Here is a 21,533-nt window from a genome sequence, read left to right as displayed (position 1 = left end):
TACCTAAAATTCCTTTCGAATTGGTACAAATGTTTGTTTGACTACCTGCTCCACTATTTGTCTTGCTGTTTTCCCGTCATATTTCGCTTCAGAAGTTAAGATAATCCGGTGTGTTAGTACATATGGAGCCAAATACTTCACATCATCAGGAAGAACAAAATCCCTGCCATTGATATATGCGTAAGCTTTCGCTGCCCTCATCAAGGCAATTGACCCACGTGGACTAACTCCTAGAAAAATATCCTCATGGTTTCTCGTCTCACGGACAAGATTAACAATATATTGTTGAACATTTTTCTCTATATAAACCTGGCGAACTTCTTCTTGGATTAAAACTAATTCTTCTTTTGACATGACAGGTGAAATTGTTTCAATGGGGTGCTCTTTGGATATTCTTTCTAGCATTTCCAATTCGTTCTCTAAAGATGGATATCCCATCGTTAGTTTCAAAATAAAACGATCTAATTGAGCTTCTGGTAGTGGATATGTTCCTTCATATTCTATCGGGTTCTGTGTTGCCATTACGAAAAAAGGCTTTTGCAGCGGAATTGTTTTTCCATCAACCGTAACGCTTTTTTCTTCCATGCCTTCTAAAAGTGCAGACTGTGTCTTCGGTGATGTACGATTGATTTCATCCGCTAATACAATATTGCCTAAAATAGGTCCACCACGAAACTCAAATTCCATTTCTTTTGGATTATAGATTGAAACACCGGTTACATCAGAAGGTAATAAATCTGGGGTAAATTGTATTCTTTTAAAATCACAATCTAGTGATTTAGCTAATGTACGAACTAACATTGTTTTTCCAACACCAGGCACATCTTCAAGTAGAACATGGCCCTCAGCAAGTAAAGCTACCAAACTTAAAACAGCTACGTCTTCTTTTCCAATCATTACTTTATTAATATTCTCGATGACTTTTCCTACTTTTTCGTTATACACAATCGTCTCCTGCATCCACTAACGCCCCTCTGCATAAATTACTTTTCCTTTTAACTATACTAAAAATCAAGTACTTAGTAAAAGGATACTTAAAATACATTATTTTCAAAAAAAGAGGTGTATAAACGTTTTAATTTATATAAATTGCTATGTTTATTTCTATTATTCTTTACCCTATACACCCCTTTGAACTTGTACCAAACCTAAATAGTGAAAATAAGTTGGAATATAAAAGAGACAAACCTTAAGAAAAACCAATAATAAGGTTTGTCTCTTTCTTCTATAAACGAGGTACGTGGCCTTTGTTACCCATTTCCTTTAAAAACGGATTTTGCAGCATATCTATCCAAAGTGATGTTTGCTCAAGCTGATAGGCCAATTGTAAAAGACGGTGTTCTTCTCCCTTAGTTGCCATTACTTGTACACCTAAGGGTAAGCCTTGCTCAGATAAATAGACAGGTAATGAAATAGCTGGTTGTCCAGTTAAATTTGCAAGCTGCGTGAATGGTGTATAGGTTAAGCTCGGTAGGAACATTTCATAAATTAGCTCCTGTTGCCCACTTTTATCCAGTTTTTCAATTCGCTCTCTTAATTCCATTTGCTTAGCATCAGAGTGGGTAAGTTCCCCTACCTTTGGTGCTGTATAGGCGGTTGCAGGTGTTATAAAGAAATCATATTCCTGATGGAACTCGGCCATTTGCGCTGCCGCAATATCCCAAGCTGCAAGGCTCGCAGAAAACTCAGCTGCTGTTACGGACTTACCAGCAACACTTAATAGCCAGGATTCGATCTCCATATCATCTGCTGTCATTTCTCTACCGAATGCCTCTTCCAGTTCTTGAACTAGAGAAGCCATCTCCCCGCTATTCATCAGGTAATAATTACGCATTAGCTGGATACCATCTACACCATTATCTCTTTCTTCCACATAATGGCCCTCACCTTCCAGCCAAGTTACTATGTTCCTAACTGCATTCTTGGCATCCTCAGACACCGGTGTGCCTACAGGAGACTTCGTCGAGAAAGCAATGCGTAACGGTTTATCAAAAGGTTTTTTCATTTCTTCTTGGAAGCTACCAGGGAAAAGCGGCGTTTGAAAAGCAGCTTCGGGTTGAACAACCTGTAAGATATCTAATAATGCTGCACTATCCCGAACCGTTCTAGATAAAGCAAAATCAATCGATGCCCCTTGCCACTGACGTCCATTACCTGGACCTACAGGTGTACGTCCCCTTGTTGGTTTTAATCCGACTAATCCCGAAAAGGACGCTGGTATACGAATAGATCCTCCCCCATCACTAGCCCCGGCCATTGGTACTACCCCGGCCGCAATTGCAGCTGCTGTGCCACCACTAGATCCTCCTGGAGAATATTCTGTATTCCAAGGGTTTCTTGATGGACCATATAATACAGGCTCTGAAATATTCTTTAATCCAAATTCTGGCGTATTCGTATGCCCCAAGAATAAAAATCCTGACTGCTGTAGCTTGTCCACTAGATTAGAATTATCCTTAGCAAAATTCGAACGCAAAAGCCGTGAACCTGAAGTGATTGGCTCTCCCTTTAATCGTTGGGAAATGTTCTTTAATAAAAAGGGCACACCAGAAAAAGTAGCTTCACCAATGCCTAGTTTCTCAGCTTCTTGTAAAACCTTTTCCTTTCTATCATGAACGACTGCGTTAATATCCGGATTAACTTTTTCTAATTGCTCCAAGCTTAACTGTACAAGCTCTGTAGGGGTTACCTCTTTTTTTCGAACTAACTCTGCCAAATCTGTTGCATCTAATGTAACGTACGTATGTAAATCCATTTTCTACACCTCGAGTTTATTCTATTTCTTCTAGTTTATCACCAAAAAATGAAATAGAACATTACCTTGTTTCAACTAGGGTCGATCTCATTTCTTTATCCTTGAAAAGTAATAATATAAAACAACCTTTCATAAGATGTTACGAAAATCATATCCAATCACGCCATGTTTACATGCTTTATAAATAAACTGTTGTCGTTCATTGGTTATTAGCGTCTTGCCCCACTATAAACAGCAAGAATAGAGGAGGAAGTACCTTGTTCTCACAAAAACTCAGTATACGAATCTTTATCATAGGAATTTTCGTTAGTATTCTATTAGTAGCATGTGATGATAAAACAGATAATCCTTTGGAAGAGAATTCCGCCCCAGAAAAAGAAGATATAATGAAAGAAGCTAGCGAGCCAACACCTGGTGGATCTATTGTTGGTGCTATGTATGAACCACCAGCGGGAATGTTTAATCCCATATTTTATGAGGATCCTTACGAAGCGAACATTCTCTCCTTTACACATGAGAGTTTAGTAGGTCAAAATGAACAACTAGAATTCATTCCTAAGTTAGCAAAAAGCTGGGAGACTAATGAAGATCAAACTGAATTAACCCTTTACCTAGAAGAAGAGGTCAAATGGCATGATGGAGAGGAATTTACTGCAGATGATGTTGTATTTACTTATCAGTCCATTGCAGACCCTGATTATACAGAAGCTGGTGGGGTTCACACTGCATTTGTAGAGCCACTACTGGGATATTCCGAATATGTTAACGGAGACACCGATCAATTCCAAGGCCTTATCGCAGATGATACGTATACGGTCACCTTTAAGTTTAAGGAACCAATGATAAATCCACTTTATATTGCAAGCTTTCCAGTCATTCCAGAGCATATATTTAAAGAAATTCCAATAGCCGATATGCCTAGTGCAGAGGCATCCATAAATCCAGAAAAAGTAATCGGTACAGGACCGTTTAAATTTGCTAAAGCAGTTGAAGGAGAGGAATACATTCTCGAACGCCATGATGCATACTGGCAAGGCACACCATATCTTGACGAAATCATTTGGCGAGTAGTAGCAAAATCAGTTATCGCAGGACTGCTGGAAAGAGGTGAAGTGGATATAATAGCAAATCCAGATGTAATCTCTGCAAATGATTACGAAACAGTACGTGACTTGGAAAATATCACCTTAGTGGAGCAGCCTGATTTTAGCTATCAAATACTCGGTTTCAAACTGCATCACCAGACAAAAGAGGATGTCGAGAACGGCATCATTAACCCAACTAACTGGAAACCTAATCCAAAGCTTTCCGAACCACAAGTTCGACAAGCAATCGCTTATGCTATAAATCGAGAACAATTAATTATGGAATTATTAAACGGACGTGGACAATTACTTCACTCTCCTATCGCCCAATCATTTTGGGCATATGATGAAAGCGCAACAGAACATTATAGCTTCGACCCAGAAAAGGCAAAAGCATTGTTAGATGAACTAGGTTATGTGGATAAAAATGAGGATGGATTTCGTGAAGATCCGGACGGAAATGAGTGGGTATTACATTTCGATTATCCTACAGGCAATGCAATTCGGGAAGAAACGGGCCCATTAATTGCACAAATGCTTGAGGAGATTGGAATTAAAATTGAACTTCGAGAGCCAAAGGAAATGTTTACCTTCATCCAGGATTTAACCAATGATAACAATGATTGGGATTTATACTTATTAGGTTGGAATCTATCCAGTACCGAGCCAGATCCAGCTAATCTATGGTTATCGACTGCTGCATATAATTTTTCACGTTGGAATAATCCAGATTCTGACGATTTATTAAACAAAGCTATAAAAACACCAGAAGCCTTTGAGCAAGACTACCGTTCAGATGTATACCGTGATTGGCAAAAGCTCTATTCCGAAGAGCTGCCTGCGCTTATTCTTTATACACCAAATAATGTATGGGCATATAACAATCGATTAAAGGGTATTGAACCATTACCTTATACGCTATATAACAATACACATCAATGGTGGGTTGTCGAGAAAAAGTAACATTGGTGTAGAACTAGAAGTGGATGGGACATAACAAAAGAATTAAATGTAAAACCGAATGATACACGATACTAGCTCTGGAAATTTGCGTAGATTCCTGCGGGAGGAAAGGACAAGGTTGAGCCCCTATTGTCTCATCCTCTTCTTTATTTTCTCTTTTGGAACAAATGATGTTAGCTAATCCTGCTAGCCTGCATTATTCACTTATTTTTCCAGAATAAACATCAGTCTCGTGGTCACAATAATACCAGGAGGTGTTACGATGAGTGAAAAACAAGACCATACACCAGAAAAGTTAAAAGTTGAACTCGGTGGAATGGGCTTATATGGTACAACAAGCAATATGGAAGTTGCCGGATATAAGGCTACCGGTGATATAGAGAACGCCGGTCAAATTAATAAAGGATTCAAAAATAATAATGAAGAATCTGGAGCAACGGCTTCAATCGATGATTCTAACCCTGGTGATGACTGATTTCTCATATAGCTAAAGCAAAACTATATGGTTTAGCGAATTAGGTAAATTAATATTTGCTCTCACATCATACGTAGTTCCTATGGAAGACATACAATATGAGTGATATGCAAACCACCAAAAATAAACAGATGTTATGAATAGTGGAAACACAAGTATTTCCGGAGCAGATTATTGCAACTGTTAATTTTAATTCAGAGGTATCGTTTACTGTCAGAATATTAGTCGTAGAACACTTTTAGTATAATTTAGGAGTTACGATTCCATAATTTGGACCGGTACCTCTTTATATTCCATCCCTGAGACTTGATAGCATTTATATTGAATCTCTTTATTCATAAGCGAAATAATTAGCATTTTAATATCTTCATCTGGATGGTATTGTAGATCTTCCTTTGATGGGATAGGGGGTGCTGTCGGATGCGAATGATATAAAATGATTACTTTCTCCCCCTTAGCACTGATCCTTCTAAGTACCTCTCCAACTGTATGACTACTTACTTTAAATTGCTTCTTTAGTTTTGCCTCATTTTTCAAATTCCAATTTGAAATAACTTCATTATCTTGACGGCCACTTAAAAAACCACAACATTCATATGGTAATGCTTGATAGCAATTCTGAATAATTAATTTTAATACCTCTTTCGGAATTATAATAACCGACTCATTACTCTCCATTCATAACACCCTTACATGTTTTTTGATTTCCTTGATTGCTGTTTAATATTTTATTAGTGTTTTGCATATGTATAGTAACGTTACATGTTATGGAGGTGGTAATGTTGAGTTTTGATACATTACGAAATAAAATAGCTCAATTAAATAACCAAACGCAAGCGTTCACTACCGAACTATATGAACTAGTTAAGGATTATAAAAGCAAGCCGAATATTAATTCAATACTTGGATTTTTTACGTATTCTGTCAATATGACAAGTGATCCGAAAGAAGAAAATATTATATTAGGTGATTTCCATATTCACAATCTAACAGGTAATACACTCGCTGCATTATATTTATGTTTAAAAGTCAATACAACAAGCACCTACAAGTTTACTGGTAAGTATCTTACTAAATCAGCACAAGCAGATAGTTCAGAACCTTTTAGTTATTGGCAGCAACTGCCAGAACGGAATGAAGAACATGAGTATTGGTTTCAGTTGACTCCGAATAAGGAAGTAAAGCCACTTGAGAAAATAGCGTTCTCAGACTTTCAGGTTAGTTGGAAAAATACACGGTCTAATGTTTGCTCTATTCAAGCATTCCTTTATACAGAGTCCGAAAAAGAAGGAATTAATTCTCTTAATTCCATTAGTGTTAATACGACAGGCTAAAGGAGGTAAGGAATTGACTCACCATAATGAGTTATGGATACTCTTACAAAACCTACTACATAACCAACTTCAGCAAATCGGCACCGAGAGTAGCATTCAAGAACAATTAGACCATATCATACTTACGATGCTGGTAGATTACAAAGTAAAAGGAAACATAACCAATCAGATCCCCCCTACAAATAATGCAAACGATGCTGATCTCAGTGCTATCATTCACGAATTAGATAATGCTATTGAAGTTAATCGTAAAGAGTTTGATAATTTACTACTACTACTGAAGAAATAATGAGAGAATTACCTATAAACAATGCCCGTGGCTAGATAAGCCTTTACGTACTCGGTCTAGCCACTCTGGGGCAAAACAAACTTAATTGGAAACATCTCATTTTGAAAAACTAATATGTGGTTATATAGCTTACCCATAGAATTTCTTTAGCTTCTTCCAAAATGACTTTAGAGTAAATTTATCCTCCCGTAATGGTTCTTCTTGTGTGTTTTCCACAACAGCTTCCTTTTGTACTAACTCTGTTTTTTCGTTGGGGTTAACATAATCCGGCTCAACGTCCACTATTTCTTCCTTTTCATTCTCCTCCATTACTGTATCAGGTGTACCTAATACTGGACTTCCTTCGTCTACTTGAGGAGTAGATAAATTCTGATTCGCAGCTTGATTTAATTGTTCTCCATTCTTTGATTCTGTTTCTTCCTTTTCACTCTCCTCCATTACTGTATCAGGTGTACCTAATACTGGACTCTCCTCGTCTGCTTGAGGAATAGATAAGTCCTGATTGGCAACTTGATTTAATTGTTCTCCATTCTTTGATCCTGTTTCTTCCTTCTCATTCTCCTCCATTACTGTATCAGGTTTACCTAATATTGGACTCTCCTCGTCCGCTTGAGGAATAGATAAGTCCTGATTGGCAATTTGATCAAAATGGTCTCCATTCTTCGATTCTGTTTCTTCCTTTTCACTCTCCTCCATTACTGTATCAGGTTTACCTAATACCGGACTTTCCTCGTCTACTTGAGGAGTAGATAATTTCTTATTGCCAATTTGATTTAATTGTTCTCTATCCTGTGATTCTGTTTCTTCCTGTCTTGGTTGTTCTGTCATTTTCCCTATTTTGGAATGCTGTACATATTCCTCTTCATTCACTCGTTCTGACGGAGCAGTTGATGTTATTTCCACCACATTTTCCACTGGTTTTTCTTGTTGCTCTGGTAGTTTCTCTACTTGAACCACTGGATTCTCTTTTTCAACTTGCCCTTCTTCTTTGTTGTCGTTATTTTTCAATTTCTTATTTTCCTTTATTTCGATATTTCTTACATATACTGGCTTTGCCTTTTGTTTACTAGATGGTGTGTGTTGATTAAAATTTGTGGAACTATTTTTATGGAGGCTAGTTTTATTCTCAGGTATTTTTCCAGGTATTGATTCAATATTGGTTAATCCTCTCAAATCCCTAAAGGTAATCTCTTTTTTAGGTGGATTGCTTATGGGTGTGGGAGTGGGTGAAGTAGTAGATGGAAATGGTCTAGTCTCTTTAGGTGGTTTCCTTTCTTCAAGGATTTTTTTAATCTCCATTATTTGACTTTGTAGATTAGTAAGCGTTGTATTTACATGGCTAACATCCACTGTCTCTTTCTCGGTTCCTTTTGCCCATAGATCCGAACCTTGCTCATTATCATTAGCTGGCTCGGCACCTTTAATAACCGTACTTTCAACATTCTGCTTTTCAATCGATTCTCTATCACTTTTACTAGTTCCTTCGTCCATATTGTTGTCCTTGTAAATAGACATTATATCCTTAAACTCCTCTCTTTCTATAAACAGTCTATTTAGTATTGATATGTTGAATTGCATCATCTCTTTTTGGTGTTCTTTTTTATCCAAATCCTTCATGATTGGGGAATATTTTCGAACTGACGCCGTTGATTTTTTATTATCTGTAGAAATTTCGTTAGCATGTAGAGGGGCTTTCTCCCTTTTCTGTTCTTTCTTATCTGGTAAAGATTCTGCAATTGGATTGTTTTTCTCTGTTTTCTCAATCATCTTCGTAGGGTTTAATTCCTTCTTCAACTTATTTAGGTCTTGTAATAATGATTCCTTATCTTCCTTGATTTTATAATAATCGAATAGACAGTCTTTGTATTTTCCCTCCATGTGTATCAGTCTTTTTCTCGTTTCTGCTAATCTACTCTTTACCTTCTTCATTTCGGACTTTATTTGACAATATTCTAGATCATTTTCCTGATATTCTCGTATTACTTTTCGATATTTCTTGAGCTGATTAAGTAAGCTTTGAACATCCTCCCTTGTATAGGATTTAGACATTCTATCCACCTCATAGCACAATAATTTAAGATATCTTATGAGATCCTAACCTTCAGTGTGACAGATTTCCAGTCTCATTAACCTATGTGAGTAAATTAGGTAAAGATACATTTTAGATATTAATCCTAGAAAATAGTCTTTTGTACAGTTCCAAATATAGTGTAAACACATAATTTGTTACTGATAATAAATTATTGAAAAGGAGAGATATACTGATGCAGGAACTACCATTACAAGGAGCTCAAGAGCTTCTTTGCATAAACACAGAAAAAGTCTATGATTGGGTCGTTTTACAAGAAGACTTAAATCAATCTATCTTACCAGCAGCTATAGGTGCATTACCTTTTGATCCATGTGGTCCAGCAGTTAGCAATTTAACAGCAACTTGCTATCTTGTTGACCCGCTTACAGGTAATCCACTTCCACCAAACGCTATAATACCAGTTACCGAAACAGGTGAGCGAGAAAATCGCGAATTTGTTATAGATGGTGCATTAGTTACATTACAACGTGTATCATTTGTAAAAACACTTAATGTAGTCATTGAATTTACCGGTATTAATGGTACTACGCCATTTGTCTTTATTTCAGATGAAATTGAAATAGACATTCCAGAATCCGTATTCCTTTGCGCACCAGAAGGAACTCGACTTGTCGTTCGAGTATCTGATATTGATTGTAGTGTCAATGTAAACTGTGTTGCTGGAGCTTTAGAAAGTGTTGATTTATTCTTAAATGTTTGTCAAAGTGTTCAATCAGTTGCAGATGTTACAATAGAACTTGTGGCAGACTTCTGTCAGCCTAGGGATATTCTAACGGAGCAATGCCCAACTCCATCAATTCCTCCTCAATGTCCAGTTGTTTTCCCAGGAATTATGGCAACGGCTAAAAATAAAAACACCACGAACCAAAGCGAGTAATTTTTATTTAGCGTTATAGATTCCATGAGATTTGAATCTATAACGTCTTTTTTTTACAACAAATATTAACGATTACTTTTTATTTAAAAGCTTAAACGAATAAATATTTATTAAACGTATCGCTTATAAAAATAAAGCTACTGGCCCTTGATGGTTAGTAGCTTTTTTATAGGAATTAGAGATTCATTCTATATCCTCTACTTATCAAAGATAACTATCCTTCCTTCTCTAGAACTTCCCTGCTCACCTTCGATTCAAGTAATTCCTTATTAAAGAGAATTCGCTCATCATCTGGCCTATATTCCCTTGCCTTCTCATTATGATAGTAAGATCGCTTAAAATCCTGAAGATTATAATAGCACACACACATTTGTAGGTGAGGATACCATGTTGAATATGCTGGATAAGTAAAACTCCACTTATTAAAGTCATCTTCAAGCTCTGTAGCTAAAGTATACCAATAGATAGCTGACTGATACTCCTTGTTTCGTTGATAATAATAGCCTATTCGACTACATGATTCAGGTCGAGGTGTTTTAGAAAACCGAAAAGATTCATACAGAGAAGCGATCTCCTCGTCTAACTTTCCCAAAAAACGGTAACAGTCTGCTTTATTGATACATGCATATACTTTATCTTCTATCCAGCCTTCTTTCATCTCAATATTATGGTTATAGTTTTCAATTGCTTTTTCATAATATCCATTTTCTCGAAGTTCATTTCCATAATAAAAATAGTCTCTTGGCGTAAAGGTATCTCCTCTTTCTAATTTCTTTTCATAAATGGATAAGTTTCTCCCTACGGAATGACTAATCTTTTTATGGGTCACGGCTACATCTGAGTTGATGACTTTTCCGTATACTTCAAGATATTGATGGCAATCGCCTTTCCATTGAAAATTTCTGCTTCTTTTGACTAATCTATTTCTTCGATACGTTAATGTTACGTTACCATAGCTATCCATACCCGCATTGTAATACATTGACACTGAATCAACCGATGGATCAAGAGTCTTCTTAAGATTTTTCAACTTTTCTTGATCCTCTTCAAGTAACACATCATCTGCATCCAAATACAGGATGTAATCCTTTGTTGCATATTTAAACGATTCATTTCGTGCAGCAGCGAAATCATCTATCCATTCAAAATAAAAGACTCTATCTGTATATTTTTTAGCTATTTCGACCGTCTTATCAGAAGACCCAGTATCCACAATATTAATCTCATCAACAATATCCTTTACTGTATCAAGGCACCTTGCCAGTACTTCTTCTTCATTTTTAACAATCATACATAAACTTATCGTAATCATTTTAAAAAGCTCTCCTCCTACTAAAAGGTTTTTATTCCTATTAGTAATGTATTTAAAAAAATGAAAATAGATTGTATCAAGACCTACTCCCTAAAAAAAGGGTATTTGTATATCATTAGTAAGACATTAGATACAAGTAACTAATTCATGAACAGCTAGTTTTTTCATATAAAAAAGACCTAAACTAATAAAGTTTAGGTCTTTAACTATTTCTTAAAATGTCTTGGTTGGTAAGTTTTTATATTATTTTAGATATTTAAGCTCCTGCCGGACCGGTTGCTCCGGTTGGACCCGTTGGACCTGTTGGGCCGGTTGGGCCGGTTGCTCCCGTTGCTCCTGTTGCTCCTGTTGCTCCGGCTGGACCGGTTGCTCCCGTTGCCCCGGTTGCTCCGGCTGGACCTGTTGCTCCGGCTGGACCGGTTGCTCCCGTTGCCCCGGCTGCTCCCGTTGCCCCGGTTGCTCCTGTTGCTCCCGTTGCCCCGGTTGCTCCGGCTGGACCTGTTGCCCCGGTTGCTCCGGCTGGACCTGTTGCTCCCGTTGCCCCGGTTGCTCCTGTTGCTCCGGCTGGACCTGTTGCTCCGGCTGGACCTGTTGCCCCGGTTGCTCCTGTTGCTCCCGTTGCCCCGGCTGCTCCCGTTGCCCCGGTTGCTCCTGTTGCTCCCGTTGCTCCGGCTGGACCTGTTGCTCCCGTTGCCCCGGTTGCTCCGGCTGGACCTGTTGCTCCCGTTGCCCCGGTTGCTCCTGTTGCTCCCGTTGCTCCCGTTGCTCCGGCTGGACCTGTTGCTCCCGTTGCTCCGGCTGGACCTGTTGCTCCCGTTGCCCCGGTTGCTCCCGTTGCCCCGGTTGCTCCTGTTGCTCCGGCTGGACCTGTTGCTCCCGTTGCCCCGGTTGCTCCTGTTGCTCCCGTTGCCCCGGTTGCTCCCGTTGCTCCGGCTGGGCCGGTTGCTCCCGTTGCCCCGGTTGCTCCCGTTGGGCCGGTTGGGCCTGTTGGACCTGGTAATCCGTTTGAACCATCAGCCTCTAAGAGTGCAACATCATCAACATAGATAGCAGGGGCTCGTAGTGCACTAATAGGCTTTGAAATAGTTACCCTGGCTTGAGTAGTACCAGCTGGTGCAACACTTGTCGTCTGGTATGCTCCTAACCAAGTATTATTTATAACAAGTGGAATATTATCATATCCAATAATAGTTTCTAATCCAATGCCGAGAACATTATTAGAGCTATCCAAAAATGCAACCTCTAAGTTGATAATAGGACTTGGTTGTTCATTGTCTTTAGCTAATGAAACTAGAAGTTCATAACTTCCACCAGCTTCAGCCGGTACTACTTGTGATAAGAAAGCATTTGCAGAACCACCAGCGAATCTAGCAGAATATACTCCTACGTGAGCATGTTCATTTGTAACATTAACATTTAGTGACTCCCAACTGGAAAGATCACCAGTTTCAAAGCTGCCATTGACTATTAAGTTATTTATTGCCAACCTAACTTCCTCCTTTACTATTTAATTTAAGTTCCATTACTAATTTTTATAGTATTGAAACTTCAAAATTATAGTATGTAATATCGATATGCTTGTTCAGGCGGTTAACCTATTCCAATATGAAATGTGCTTTCTTACAGGGGCAGAACAATTAGTCTGCAACAATTAACCTTATTTCGCTCTATCTACTAAATGGACAATACATATCATAATTTCCATAATCTAGTAAATTGAAAGGATATGGAATTCTACATTGCTATATTAAACTCTATAATTTATGGAAAATAATAAGTAAGGGATTCTCTAATATTGGATAGAGAGGATTTAAATTAAAAAAATTAGCTATATAGGGTTGATCAATAGCTAATTTTTAGTATTAAAAGAGAACCTCTATTCTAATTCCCATAGAATGGAGGTTCTTTTCTATTATTGTTTTACTCATCTAATGCTCTGGCCGGATTACCCACAACCACTTTATAGTCCAATACATCTTTAGTTACTACAGCTCCCGCTCCAACAACTCCCCCTATGCCAATTACTATTCCAGGGAGAAGTGTAGCATTATTACCAATTCTAGCTCCCTTTTTTATAATTGGTCCTTTATGTGGATAATTTCGTCTACCCATATATTTATCATTTGACGTGCTACAACACGGGCCAATAAATACTTCATCTTCAATTACCATATCTGCAGTAATATATGTCCCAGTTTGTACCGTAACTCGTTTACCAATCTCCGTATTCGTCTCCACCATAACATTTCTACCAACAATACTTTCTTCTCCTATTTTAACGTTTTCTCGTATACTTGCTAAATCACCAATAAATACACCTTGGCAGATTACTGATCCACTATATAGGACTGTATTACAACCAATTGTAACTTGGTCATGTATTTCCAATAAAGGAGCTGATAGGTTCGGTTTCCTCGCCATTTTGTTATTCGAGGCAGGTAATTTTCCTAGAACAGATAGATCCTCTACAGTAACGTTATCTCCAATTCTAGTTCCACTTTTAATAACAACATGATTCCCAATAACCACATTATCTCCAATTCTTACATTTTCCTCGATTATGACATGTTCCCCCAGCTTAACATTTCCTCCTATAACGGCCTTATTATGGATCATTTACCTCTCTCCTTACATTCATTTCTTTCGTAGCAAAAGATCTAATAGGAAGGGATACTTTTTTATCTTCTCTTGCAGATTCATATAACGCAAATATCGTCATAAGTGAACGCATAGCTTCTTTTTCATTTCCTAGTAAAACCTCGTCTTCCTTCTCTAATGCGTCAATAAAATGTTGATACATATACACATGTTCATTATTATCCTTTAATAACGTTTTGAGTTCTTCCGTATCAAATGGGTTGGGGAGATAACATCGCTCCAATATATTAAAAGAAGGACCACCAATTGAAATGGTTCCTTTTTCTCCAAATACGGTTAAGTAGTAACCAAGATTGTTGGGTAGCGTGATGGTATTAGCCTCTATTATACCCTTAGCCCCATTTTCAAACGTAAGAATACCTAGTGCAATATCTTCTGTGCTTTTCACATCGAGTTTACGGTCAATTTCCCCTGTAACCATTTGTACATCTCCCATGAACCAAATCAATAAATCAATTAAGTGAACTCCTTGATTTAATAACATTCCACCATCTTTTTCCCAAGTACCTTTCCAGGCAGAATTATAATACTGGCTAGAACGATTAATACGCATGGATGCAACGCCAAAGTACAGTTCGCCTAACGCACCTTGCTCAATTAATTCCTTTATCCTACTCATTACTGGGCGATAGCGTAATTGATGACAAACTAAGACACGCTTACCTACTATCGACGATACTTCTGCTATAGTATTTGCATCGTCAATGGAAAGCGCTAATGGTTTCTCTAAGACCACATGCTTATGATGCAACAGTGCCTGAATCGCCATATCTGCATGCAAACTAGATACTGTCGCAATAATTACTATGTCAATCCGCTCATCTTCTAGTAAATCTTCATATTTCTTATATGCTAAAATCTCTTTCCTTTGCTCTGTTAACTGTCTGTATTCTTGCATTATGCTATCCATTTTACTTTCATCAATATCACTGACTGCCACTAAATCCAGCGCTTTTATCTTGCTAATAGTATCAATATGCCGATTAGCAATATACCCACAGCCTATAAGTCCCACAGTATATTTCATAGTTGATCACTTGCTCGTTTAATTATTTTAATTATCTTATTTTGATCTTCCTTTGAAAGAAATGGATGCATTGGTATAGCAAATACTTCCTTCGACACACTCTCTGCTATTGGGAAATCCCCATGTCTGTAACCTAAGGTTTTATTTGCATCTTGTAGGTGTAAACATAAAGGATAATATATTCCTGTCTGGATTGAGGCATTCTTGAGCAATGTAATGAATTCCTCTCTATTGGATGATTTTATACAATACAAGTGATAGACATGGGATCGGTCCGACATGCGCATTGGTAATTCTATTCCATTTGTTTCTTTCAACCTTAAGGAGTAGTAATCAGCAATTGCATTTCGCCGCTCGTTCCAGTGATCAATCTCCCTTAAGCAAACTAATAATATAGCAGCATGTATTTCATCAAGCCTACTATTATAACCTGGTTCTGTATGATAGTACTTTTTTTTACTGCCATGGACTCGTAATCTCCTAATCGTTTGCGCCACAGTATCATTAGATGTCGTAATCATGCCACCATCCCCTACTGTTCCTAAATTCTTTGTAGGAAAGAATGAAAAACACCCAGCATCTCCAATACTCCCGACAGCTTTCTCCTTATATACTGCTCCAAAGGCTTGTGCTGCATCTTCAATCACTACTAAATTGTGTTTATTTGCGATAGACTGTATCTCATCCATATCAGCTGGTAACCCAAATAAATGGACCGGGATGATGGCCTTTGTTTTGGAAGTTATTTTCTCTTGTAGTTTATTAGCATCTAAAAGAAAAGTTTTTGGATCTATATCAACAAATACCGGAGTTGCGCCAACTCGAGTAATTGCCTCAGATGTTGCAAAAAAAGTAAACGGGGTTGTAATTACCTCATCACCTTGCCCGATACCAAAAGCCTCTAAAGTTAGAACTAATGCATCAGTACCATTTCCTACTGCTATAGCATGCTTTACCCCTAATCGTTTGGCAATTTCTTTTTCCAATTCACTAACCTTTGGTCCTAATATATAATTGCCACTTTCCAAAACTTGAATAATCGCATCCTTCATTTCCTGATGAATCGAGGCGAATTGTTTTTTTAAATCAATTAGTGGGATCATCTCTTCACTCCTTATTACTAGATTTATATGTTTATATTTGTATTGAAGCGAAGGGTTTTGGGGAACGGCGTATTAGAGGGAATATAACAATTCAACTAGTGCCCTAGTATTTAAGCCTTTTTATCTTATATCTTGGAACAGTCTCTGAAATGATTTCATATAAAGTATTAGCTCTATATTAGAGAGGATCGTTACACTATGAAACCAAAAAATTTAGTATCAAAGACTAGAGATATAAGGGCAACTTATAATTATAATCCAACCATAGCCGTTGTAGGTTTAGGGTATGTTGGGCTTCCTGTTACACTTGGATTTTCAAAGAAATACCAGGTAATTGGATACGATGTAAAACCGGAAAGGATACATTCCTTGAAACAGCATGTGGACACTACTAATCAAGTGACAAGCCAATCCTTAAAAGACGCTTCTATAGAGTTCACACTAGATGCTACCCGTCTACATGTATGTGATGTCATCATTATCTGTGTTCCTACGCCTCTAAATGAAAAGCAAGAACCTGACTTATCACATCTTATTAATGCCTCGAAAACAGTAGGGGAAAATATGCGAAGGAATACTGTCATTATTTATGAATCAACCGTTTTCCCTGGTGCAACAGAAGAAGTTTGTATTCCATTACTAGAGAAATGCTCAACTCTTCACTGTGGTCAAGATTTCTTTGTTGGCTATTCGCCAGAACGGATAAACCCTGGTGATACATCTCATACCTTTTCAACCACAGAAAAAATTGTTGCTGCACAGGACAAACAAACACTAGATAAAATATATGCTCTTTACCAAAGTGTCATAGATGCTAAGGTATTTAAAGCTAGCTCTATACCAGTAGCAGAGGCAGCTAAACTAGTTGAAAACACCCAACGGGATATTAACATTGCTTTTATGAATGAACTATCTATTATTTTTAGGCACCTAGGTTTACAAACACATGAAGTACTAGAAGCAGCAAGGACTAAATGGAACTTCATTCCCTTTAATCCCGGTTTAGTTGGGGGGCATTGTATTGGAGTGGACCCATATTATTTCATCTATAAAGCAAAGCAAGAAGGGTATACACCTGAACTAATGACAATAGCAAGGTCAGTAAATGATCGAATGTCTACTGAAGTAGTCTCCATTGTTAATCGATATATTGAGGAGAAGGGGTATAATCACAACGGGCTGAAGGTGGGATTATTAGGGCTTACCTTTAAAGAGGATGTTCCAGATTTACGGAACTCGAAATCTATCGAAATAGGTCATAAATTACAGAACGATGGGTTACATGTTGTAGCCTATGATCCTATTATTAATCAACAGGATCTGCCAGAGGATTTCAATTTGCCAATAGTAGAAAAGGAAGATCTGATTAACTTTGATATTATAATTCTAGCAGTTTCTCACAAACAATTTCGCGAGATGCATGACGATGATTTTTATAATTTATTTAAAGATAATACGGGATTGATTGTTGATGTGAAGGGATTATGTACCAATAGGGTGTTTGGAGAAAGCATTGAGATTATTAGTCTGTAGATTGTAAAATTCCTACCAAAAGGAGCTGTTCATCTTGAAAGCAAAACCATTAGTTAAAGTAAATACGGATCGAAAAAAACTAGTTGCAAAACGAGTTGCTGGTGGTTGTGGCTGTGGAAAGAAAAAAACGGTAATAAATAATAAATCCCCAAAGACATCTTAACCGACCTTCGGGGATTTATTTTACTTACTAATTAGACTAGTTTATACCCACAATTCGAGCAGAAATTTGCTCCACTTGCTTTATTCCCACAGTTAGGACAGAAATTAGGCCCTGTTCCGGAGGATTGATTAGTAGATTGCTGAGCAGGCTGTCCTTGCTGTTGGTTTTGTTGCTGTTCCTGATTAGTGGATGGGTTTATATTTTTCATCATTTCATTTGCCATTGTCATACCCATCATCATACCAGCCATATCACCAGCAGTTCCTGAACCTTGCATTTTCCCGGAAGACATTGCATCCGTTACTTCGATTTGCTGGTATTTTGATACATCACCGACCATACTATGTTTCGCACTCTTATTCACCATTTCCTGCACTTCTTTTGGATAGTTAAAGCTACTCACGCTAAAGCCAGTTAGTGTCATACCCATATCATGGATTTCCATATCTAAATCTTCACGAATACCTCTTGATATTTCTAATCCATTAGCTTGTAAGTTAAATAAATCCTTACCCTCTCGAGTAATCCACTTCATTAGCAATTGATCTAAAATAGAAGTGATACGGATTTTTACATCATCGACTAGATAGCGACTTTTTACCCCAGCTATATTATCGATTAACGTAATATAATCATTTACTTTGAACTCGAAAGTTCCGTTCGCTCTAATTGGTAAACCTCCTGGAAGGTTCAACTGGGGTGCTGGGATATTAATTGCACTTCTAGTACCCCATTTCACATTAAAAATTTTCGTATTAACAAAAATCACTTCGACCCGGAGACCACTGTTAAATCCGAACTTGAAGCCTTTTAGAGTTGATAAGAAGGGGATAATCTCTGATTCGATATTATAGTCTCCCTCTTCCTTAAAGATTCCTTCTATTTTACCATTTGATAGAAAAATAGCATCCTGACCAGGACGAAGTATTAATCTACTTCCCTTTTTTATCTCCTTATTATTCCATTTCCAAAATATCATATCATCTCGAAATTCTTCCCATTCGATTACATCTGAAAATTGATTTCTAAAAAAAGCCATCTATAAACTTCCTCTCATTCATTAATAATCTAATTAATATTAAAAGCTACCACCTTTACCAGTATATGAGCTCCCTCCTCGGGTAACCCCACCGCCACCTCCGCTTCCTCCGCGGTTGTTATTAGAAGGTTTTTTACGTTTGGTTACATTCTTGGATAGGAAAATATCTTTACGTTTTAAAACTTTAAAGTCCCCGGTATAAGTTCGTTCATTTACTGTTACTTTTCCACCAGAGTTATATGCCATTGTTCCAACAATTATCCCACCTATTAGTAGCGCTATTATAACGTGAAACCACGTATCAAACATAATACTTTCCGGATTAACACCTGGCATATAACGCATGTATCGTGACCCAGTTTCCACAAATGTCTTAAATGCATCGAAATATTTATCAGCCGATAATGGAGGAACAAGTTCGTTAAATAGTAAATCTACTCGTTGACTATTTAAATGTTTTTGTGCACCTTCAAAGCTTGCAATATAGAAATTCCGATTATCTTTATCTATTGCCAGTATGACTGTACTTCCATGGGGCTTATCATATCCAAAAGCCATTTCATCATAAAAGTCTGCCATATACTGCTCTACTGTTTTTCCATCGGTATCTTCTGTAATAACGATAATAAAATCGGTCTTCCTTTTTTCACTATGTTCATCAGCTAACCGTTCTAGCACTTCAACTTCTTCATCCGATAATAGGTTAGCATAATCATAAATTCGTTGTGTTGAATCATCGGCGAAAACTGTGAAAGATGAACTATATAGAAAGAGGAGAAATAGAATACCAGGGAATATTACCTTTTTTATATCCCTCATAAAAGTTCACCCCCAATTGCAAAGGAGAGGATTTTCATTCCAATAAATGAAATAGCAGCAATACTCCCCCACCAAGCAGCAATCTTCTTCTTGCTAAGGGGTGGCTTTCCAACTACCTTTCCGGTAACACCATTCATTGCAAATGTATGCTCCTGCTTATCAAAGTCGTAATACACCATCCAAACCGGTAGTAAAACATAATAGGCTTTTCTTTCTCTAGTATTAATGTTTTGATCTACGTATTTAACGGAGGAGTATCCATTAATCGTCGAACTTACGTATTTATTAATGTAACTGGTCACCTTAGACTTTACCCTAGGCAGTAGATCTTTATTGTCATAATTATATTTTTCTGCTAGATAGCCTGCCAGATAAGCTGTCTTAAAGTCTTTTAACTTCCCAAAATCATAAGGTTCTAGTTTATCCATTAATTCATCGTTCATCTTCTTTGATGCGTCTACAGGAACCTTCTGAAAGGTTAAATCAATCTTTCGCTCTACATCATAATATTTCGTTTCTGTATAAACATAGTCTCCTCGCGTATAGCTCCTTACTTTGGTAGCCTTTGCTCGTACTTCTGCAACACTATGTAAATCATAAAGCCAAAAAGGCACATACATTCCGGTTATGTTCTTAATGCGGTCAGCCGTCATAAAACCATCCGGAGTAAGGCGACCATTTTTACACCATTTCTTAAAGGCATCCATTGCTTGTTCCTTACTAATTTGAAATGGTAAGACCAGGTCTGGAGCAAGGCTTCCAGATACTCGGTCAGCTAGTACGACTCCTGCACCGCAGAAACTACAAGAGGTAGCTGACGTATCTGCATCTGTGATCACCGCTGCACCGCAGTTATTACATTCGTATTCCTTCGCTTCATCTTCTGAAAATGTATTGATAATATAGTCATCCGAGAATTCCTCAATCGAGTCATTCCGCCCGCAACTTGCGCATGATAGGTTACCAGATACTGAATCAAATGCCATATCATCGCCACAGTTAGGACATTTATAATGAATTATCATGTGATCACCTCATATCCCATTATTATATATGCTATTTTAGTTTCCCTTTTAATTCTGCCATTTCTATATCAATACTTTCATCATATGGAGAGGAAATAGCCTCTATGTCAGAATCGACCCCATACCGTAATTCTTCTAAGGCCTCCGCTTCTGCCAACGCCCGATTAGCTTTTTCCTCTAGCTGATCAAATTTTGTTAAACGAACGTTTGATTGAGACGGACCATTCTCCATTGCTTTCTTCTTACTTTCCGCAACTTGTAGTCGCCCTACTAAAGTATCCCGTTTATTTTTGAGCTCCATTACATCATACTTTAACTTCTCTTGGGCAAGCTTCATTTGTTCAGCCTTCAGTGAGGCAAGTTCATACTGTTTTTCCAAATCCTGTAGCTTCACCTTCAGATTGGCTTTTTCCATTAAAAATCTACGTGCTTTATCCTCATCATCTACTTCAAGGGATTTAATCGCATAACGCTCCATCTTTTTCATTTCTGACCTGCATTCCTCAAGCTGTCTACGTGTCCGATTCATCGCTGTTATTGCTGCATCACTTTCCACATTTAATTCTCTTAATTCCTGTTCTATTTCGCGAATAAACCGATTTACTTCTACTTCCGGGTCTTCTTCTTTTCTAAATTTCTCCTCTATATTGCTTGCTAAAATAGCTCGAATTCGTTTGAAAGTACTCATTTCCGCTCACCACTCTCCTACTTTCTATAGTACTATAAATACGGTTAGATAGTGTAAAAAGTTTCAGGAAACTAAAAACATGATTGTCCCTTCCTCCTCATTCGCTACCTTCTTAGGAATAACCTACCCAGAAAGACAAAACGCTCTTACCTTTAAATCCCTCATCTAGTGATTATCCTATGCTTATTCACATTTAGGGTAACTAGTACACTATTATTTATCCCGTTGTAGGCTTCTAAAATGAAATATAATTGGATAAAACCGTTAAATTATATATTAAAAAATTCGATTAAATG

The 21,533-nt window shown here is 37.6% G+C and carries 20 protein-coding genes; 7 read left to right on the top strand and 13 right to left on the bottom strand.

The window, feature by feature from the left end; all coding sequences use genetic code 11:
* Positions 1-3: 3 nt before the first annotated feature.
* Positions 4-960, bottom strand: a complete 957-nt coding sequence (locus ACSKT4_RS06455) for an AAA family ATPase (RefSeq protein WP_186869053.1) — start codon at positions 958-960, stop codon at positions 4-6.
* 265 nt (positions 961-1,225) lie between these two features.
* Positions 1,226-2,755, bottom strand: a complete 1,530-nt coding sequence (locus ACSKT4_RS06450) for an amidase (protein WP_186869054.1) — start codon at positions 2,753-2,755, stop codon at positions 1,226-1,228.
* 257 nt (positions 2,756-3,012) lie between these two features.
* On the opposite strand from ACSKT4_RS06450, the gene ACSKT4_RS06445 reads away from it, so the two are divergent.
* Positions 3,013-4,803, top strand: a complete 1,791-nt coding sequence (locus tag ACSKT4_RS06445; RefSeq protein ID WP_186869055.1) for an ABC transporter substrate-binding protein — start codon at positions 3,013-3,015, stop codon at positions 4,801-4,803.
* A gap of 262 nt (positions 4,804-5,065) precedes the next feature.
* On the top strand, positions 5,066-5,278 hold the full coding sequence (locus tag ACSKT4_RS06440; protein ID WP_186869056.1) for a hypothetical protein: 213 nt from the start codon (positions 5,066-5,068) through the stop codon (positions 5,276-5,278).
* A 255-nt stretch (positions 5,279-5,533) separates the two neighbouring features.
* Here the strand turns inward: ACSKT4_RS06440 and ACSKT4_RS06435 are convergent, their stop codons facing one another.
* The gene (locus ACSKT4_RS06435; protein ID WP_186869057.1) at positions 5,534-5,956 is read right to left on the bottom strand and encodes a M67 family metallopeptidase; all 423 of its coding nucleotides are present in this window, start codon (positions 5,954-5,956) and stop codon (positions 5,534-5,536) included.
* A 104-nt stretch (positions 5,957-6,060) separates the two neighbouring features.
* Here ACSKT4_RS06435 and ACSKT4_RS06430 point away from each other — a divergent pair, with 104 nt between their 5' ends.
* Both ACSKT4_RS06430 and ACSKT4_RS06425 read left to right on the top strand, forming a co-directional pair.
* Positions 6,061-6,612, top strand: a complete 552-nt coding sequence (locus ACSKT4_RS06430) for a hypothetical protein (RefSeq protein ID WP_186869058.1) — start codon at positions 6,061-6,063, stop codon at positions 6,610-6,612.
* Between the two features lie 13 nt (positions 6,613-6,625).
* Entirely contained in the window at positions 6,626-6,901 is a 276-nt protein-coding gene (locus ACSKT4_RS06425) for a hypothetical protein (protein WP_186869059.1), read from the top strand.
* A 129-nt stretch (positions 6,902-7,030) separates the two neighbouring features.
* Here ACSKT4_RS06425 and ACSKT4_RS06420 read toward each other — a convergent pair whose 3' ends face one another.
* Positions 7,031-8,950, bottom strand: coding sequence for a hypothetical protein (locus ACSKT4_RS06420; protein ID WP_186869060.1), 1,920 nt, complete (start codon positions 8,948-8,950; stop codon positions 7,031-7,033).
* Between the two features lie 215 nt (positions 8,951-9,165).
* On the opposite strand from ACSKT4_RS06420, the gene ACSKT4_RS06415 reads away from it, so the two are divergent.
* Positions 9,166-9,870, top strand: coding sequence for a BMQ_0737 family morphogenetic spore coat protein (locus ACSKT4_RS06415; RefSeq protein ID WP_186869061.1), 705 nt, complete (start codon positions 9,166-9,168; stop codon positions 9,868-9,870).
* Between the two features lie 214 nt (positions 9,871-10,084).
* Here the strand turns inward: ACSKT4_RS06415 and ACSKT4_RS06410 are convergent, their stop codons facing one another.
* The 5 genes from ACSKT4_RS06410 to ACSKT4_RS06390 all read right to left on the bottom strand — a co-directional run bounded on the left by ACSKT4_RS06410 (position 10,085) and on the right by ACSKT4_RS06390 (position 15,970).
* A complete protein-coding gene (locus ACSKT4_RS06410) occupies positions 10,085-11,182 on the bottom strand; it encodes a glycosyltransferase (RefSeq protein ID WP_186869062.1) in 1,098 nt (365 codons plus the stop codon).
* A 256-nt stretch (positions 11,183-11,438) separates the two neighbouring features.
* Positions 11,439-12,668, bottom strand: a complete 1,230-nt coding sequence (locus tag ACSKT4_RS06405; RefSeq protein WP_465823041.1) for an NTTRR-F1 domain — start codon at positions 12,666-12,668, stop codon at positions 11,439-11,441.
* Positions 12,669-13,102: 434 nt separating this feature from the next.
* A complete protein-coding gene (locus ACSKT4_RS06400) occupies positions 13,103-13,798 on the bottom strand; it encodes an acyltransferase (protein WP_186869063.1) in 696 nt (231 codons plus the stop codon).
* On the bottom strand, positions 13,788-14,867 hold the full coding sequence (locus ACSKT4_RS06395) for a Gfo/Idh/MocA family protein (RefSeq protein ID WP_186869064.1): 1,080 nt from the start codon (positions 14,865-14,867) through the stop codon (positions 13,788-13,790). Before ACSKT4_RS06395 ends, ACSKT4_RS06400 begins: the two co-directional genes overlap by 11 nt.
* On the bottom strand, positions 14,864-15,970 hold the full coding sequence (locus ACSKT4_RS06390; protein WP_186869065.1) for a DegT/DnrJ/EryC1/StrS family aminotransferase: 1,107 nt from the start codon (positions 15,968-15,970) through the stop codon (positions 14,864-14,866). The genes ACSKT4_RS06395 and ACSKT4_RS06390 overlap by 4 nt, the downstream gene beginning before the upstream one ends.
* A 198-nt stretch (positions 15,971-16,168) precedes the next feature.
* Between ACSKT4_RS06390 and ACSKT4_RS06385 the strand changes: the two genes are divergently transcribed.
* Both ACSKT4_RS06385 and ACSKT4_RS06380 read left to right on the top strand, forming a co-directional pair.
* Positions 16,169-17,503 (top strand): nucleotide sugar dehydrogenase, encoded by a 1,335-nt coding sequence (locus ACSKT4_RS06385; protein ID WP_186869066.1) that lies wholly within the window; start codon positions 16,169-16,171, stop codon positions 17,501-17,503.
* A gap of 34 nt (positions 17,504-17,537) precedes the next feature.
* Positions 17,538-17,666, top strand: a complete 129-nt coding sequence (locus ACSKT4_RS06380) for a hypothetical protein (RefSeq protein WP_255488081.1) — start codon at positions 17,538-17,540, stop codon at positions 17,664-17,666.
* A 31-nt stretch (positions 17,667-17,697) separates the two neighbouring features.
* On the opposite strand, the gene ACSKT4_RS06375 is transcribed toward ACSKT4_RS06380, so the two are convergent.
* Genes ACSKT4_RS06375 through ACSKT4_RS06360 form a run of 4 tightly spaced genes read right to left on the bottom strand, consistent with a single transcriptional unit; the run spans position 17,698 to position 21,237 of the window.
* Positions 17,698-18,705 (bottom strand): SPFH domain-containing protein, encoded by a 1,008-nt coding sequence (locus ACSKT4_RS06375; protein WP_186869067.1) that lies wholly within the window; start codon positions 18,703-18,705, stop codon positions 17,698-17,700.
* Between the two features lie 39 nt (positions 18,706-18,744).
* A complete protein-coding gene (locus ACSKT4_RS06370) occupies positions 18,745-19,524 on the bottom strand; it encodes a TPM domain-containing protein (RefSeq protein WP_186869068.1) in 780 nt (259 codons plus the stop codon).
* Positions 19,521-20,549, bottom strand: a complete 1,029-nt coding sequence (locus ACSKT4_RS06365; protein ID WP_465823039.1) for a TFIIB-type zinc ribbon-containing protein — start codon at positions 20,547-20,549, stop codon at positions 19,521-19,523. The genes ACSKT4_RS06370 and ACSKT4_RS06365 overlap by 4 nt, the downstream gene beginning before the upstream one ends.
* Before the next feature lie 31 nt (positions 20,550-20,580).
* Positions 20,581-21,237 carry a PspA/IM30 family protein gene (locus tag ACSKT4_RS06360; RefSeq protein ID WP_465823038.1) on the bottom strand — a complete coding sequence of 219 codons (657 nt, stop codon included), beginning with the start codon at positions 21,235-21,237 and terminating at the stop codon, positions 20,581-20,583.
* Between the last annotated feature and the right edge of the window lie 296 nt (positions 21,238-21,533).

The organism is Ornithinibacillus liuyingii, assembly GCF_055550225.1.
The sequence above is the reverse complement of the archived record's forward strand: the minus strand, read 5'-3'. Positions and strand labels throughout refer to the sequence as shown.

Coding starts and splice junctions, on each gene's coding strand:
- ACSKT4_RS06455 (WP_186869053.1), bottom strand. CDS start 960: ATGCAGGAGACGATTGTGTATAACGAAAAAGTAGGAAAAGTCATCGAG.
- ACSKT4_RS06450 (WP_186869054.1), bottom strand. CDS start 2,755: ATGGATTTACATACGTACGTTACATTAGATGCAACAGATTTGGCAGAG.
- ACSKT4_RS06440 (WP_186869056.1), top strand. CDS start 5,066: ATGAGTGAAAAACAAGACCATACACCAGAAAAGTTAAAAGTTGAACTC.
- ACSKT4_RS06435 (WP_186869057.1), bottom strand. CDS start 5,956: ATGGAGAGTAATGAGTCGGTTATTATAATTCCGAAAGAGGTATTAAAA.
- ACSKT4_RS06420 (WP_186869060.1), bottom strand. CDS start 8,950: ATGTCTAAATCCTATACAAGGGAGGATGTTCAAAGCTTACTTAATCAG.
- ACSKT4_RS06415 (WP_186869061.1), top strand. CDS start 9,166: ATGCAGGAACTACCATTACAAGGAGCTCAAGAGCTTCTTTGCATAAAC.
- ACSKT4_RS06410 (WP_186869062.1), bottom strand. CDS start 11,182: ATGATTACGATAAGTTTATGTATGATTGTTAAAAATGAAGAAGAAGTA.
- ACSKT4_RS06400 (WP_186869063.1), bottom strand. CDS start 13,798: ATGATCCATAATAAGGCCGTTATAGGAGGAAATGTTAAGCTGGGGGAA.
- ACSKT4_RS06395 (WP_186869064.1), bottom strand. CDS start 14,867: ATGAAATATACTGTGGGACTTATAGGCTGTGGGTATATTGCTAATCGG.
- ACSKT4_RS06390 (WP_186869065.1), bottom strand. CDS start 15,970: ATGATCCCACTAATTGATTTAAAAAAACAATTCGCCTCGATTCATCAG.
- ACSKT4_RS06385 (WP_186869066.1), top strand. CDS start 16,169: ATGAAACCAAAAAATTTAGTATCAAAGACTAGAGATATAAGGGCAACT.
- ACSKT4_RS06375 (WP_186869067.1), bottom strand. CDS start 18,705: ATGGCTTTTTTTAGAAATCAATTTTCAGATGTAATCGAATGGGAAGAA.
- ACSKT4_RS06370 (WP_186869068.1), bottom strand. CDS start 19,524: ATGAGGGATATAAAAAAGGTAATATTCCCTGGTATTCTATTTCTCCTC.
- ACSKT4_RS06365 (WP_465823039.1), bottom strand. CDS start 20,549: ATGATAATTCATTATAAATGTCCTAACTGTGGCGATGATATGGCATTT.
- ACSKT4_RS06360 (WP_465823038.1), bottom strand. CDS start 21,237: ATGAGTACTTTCAAACGAATTCGAGCTATTTTAGCAAGCAATATAGAG.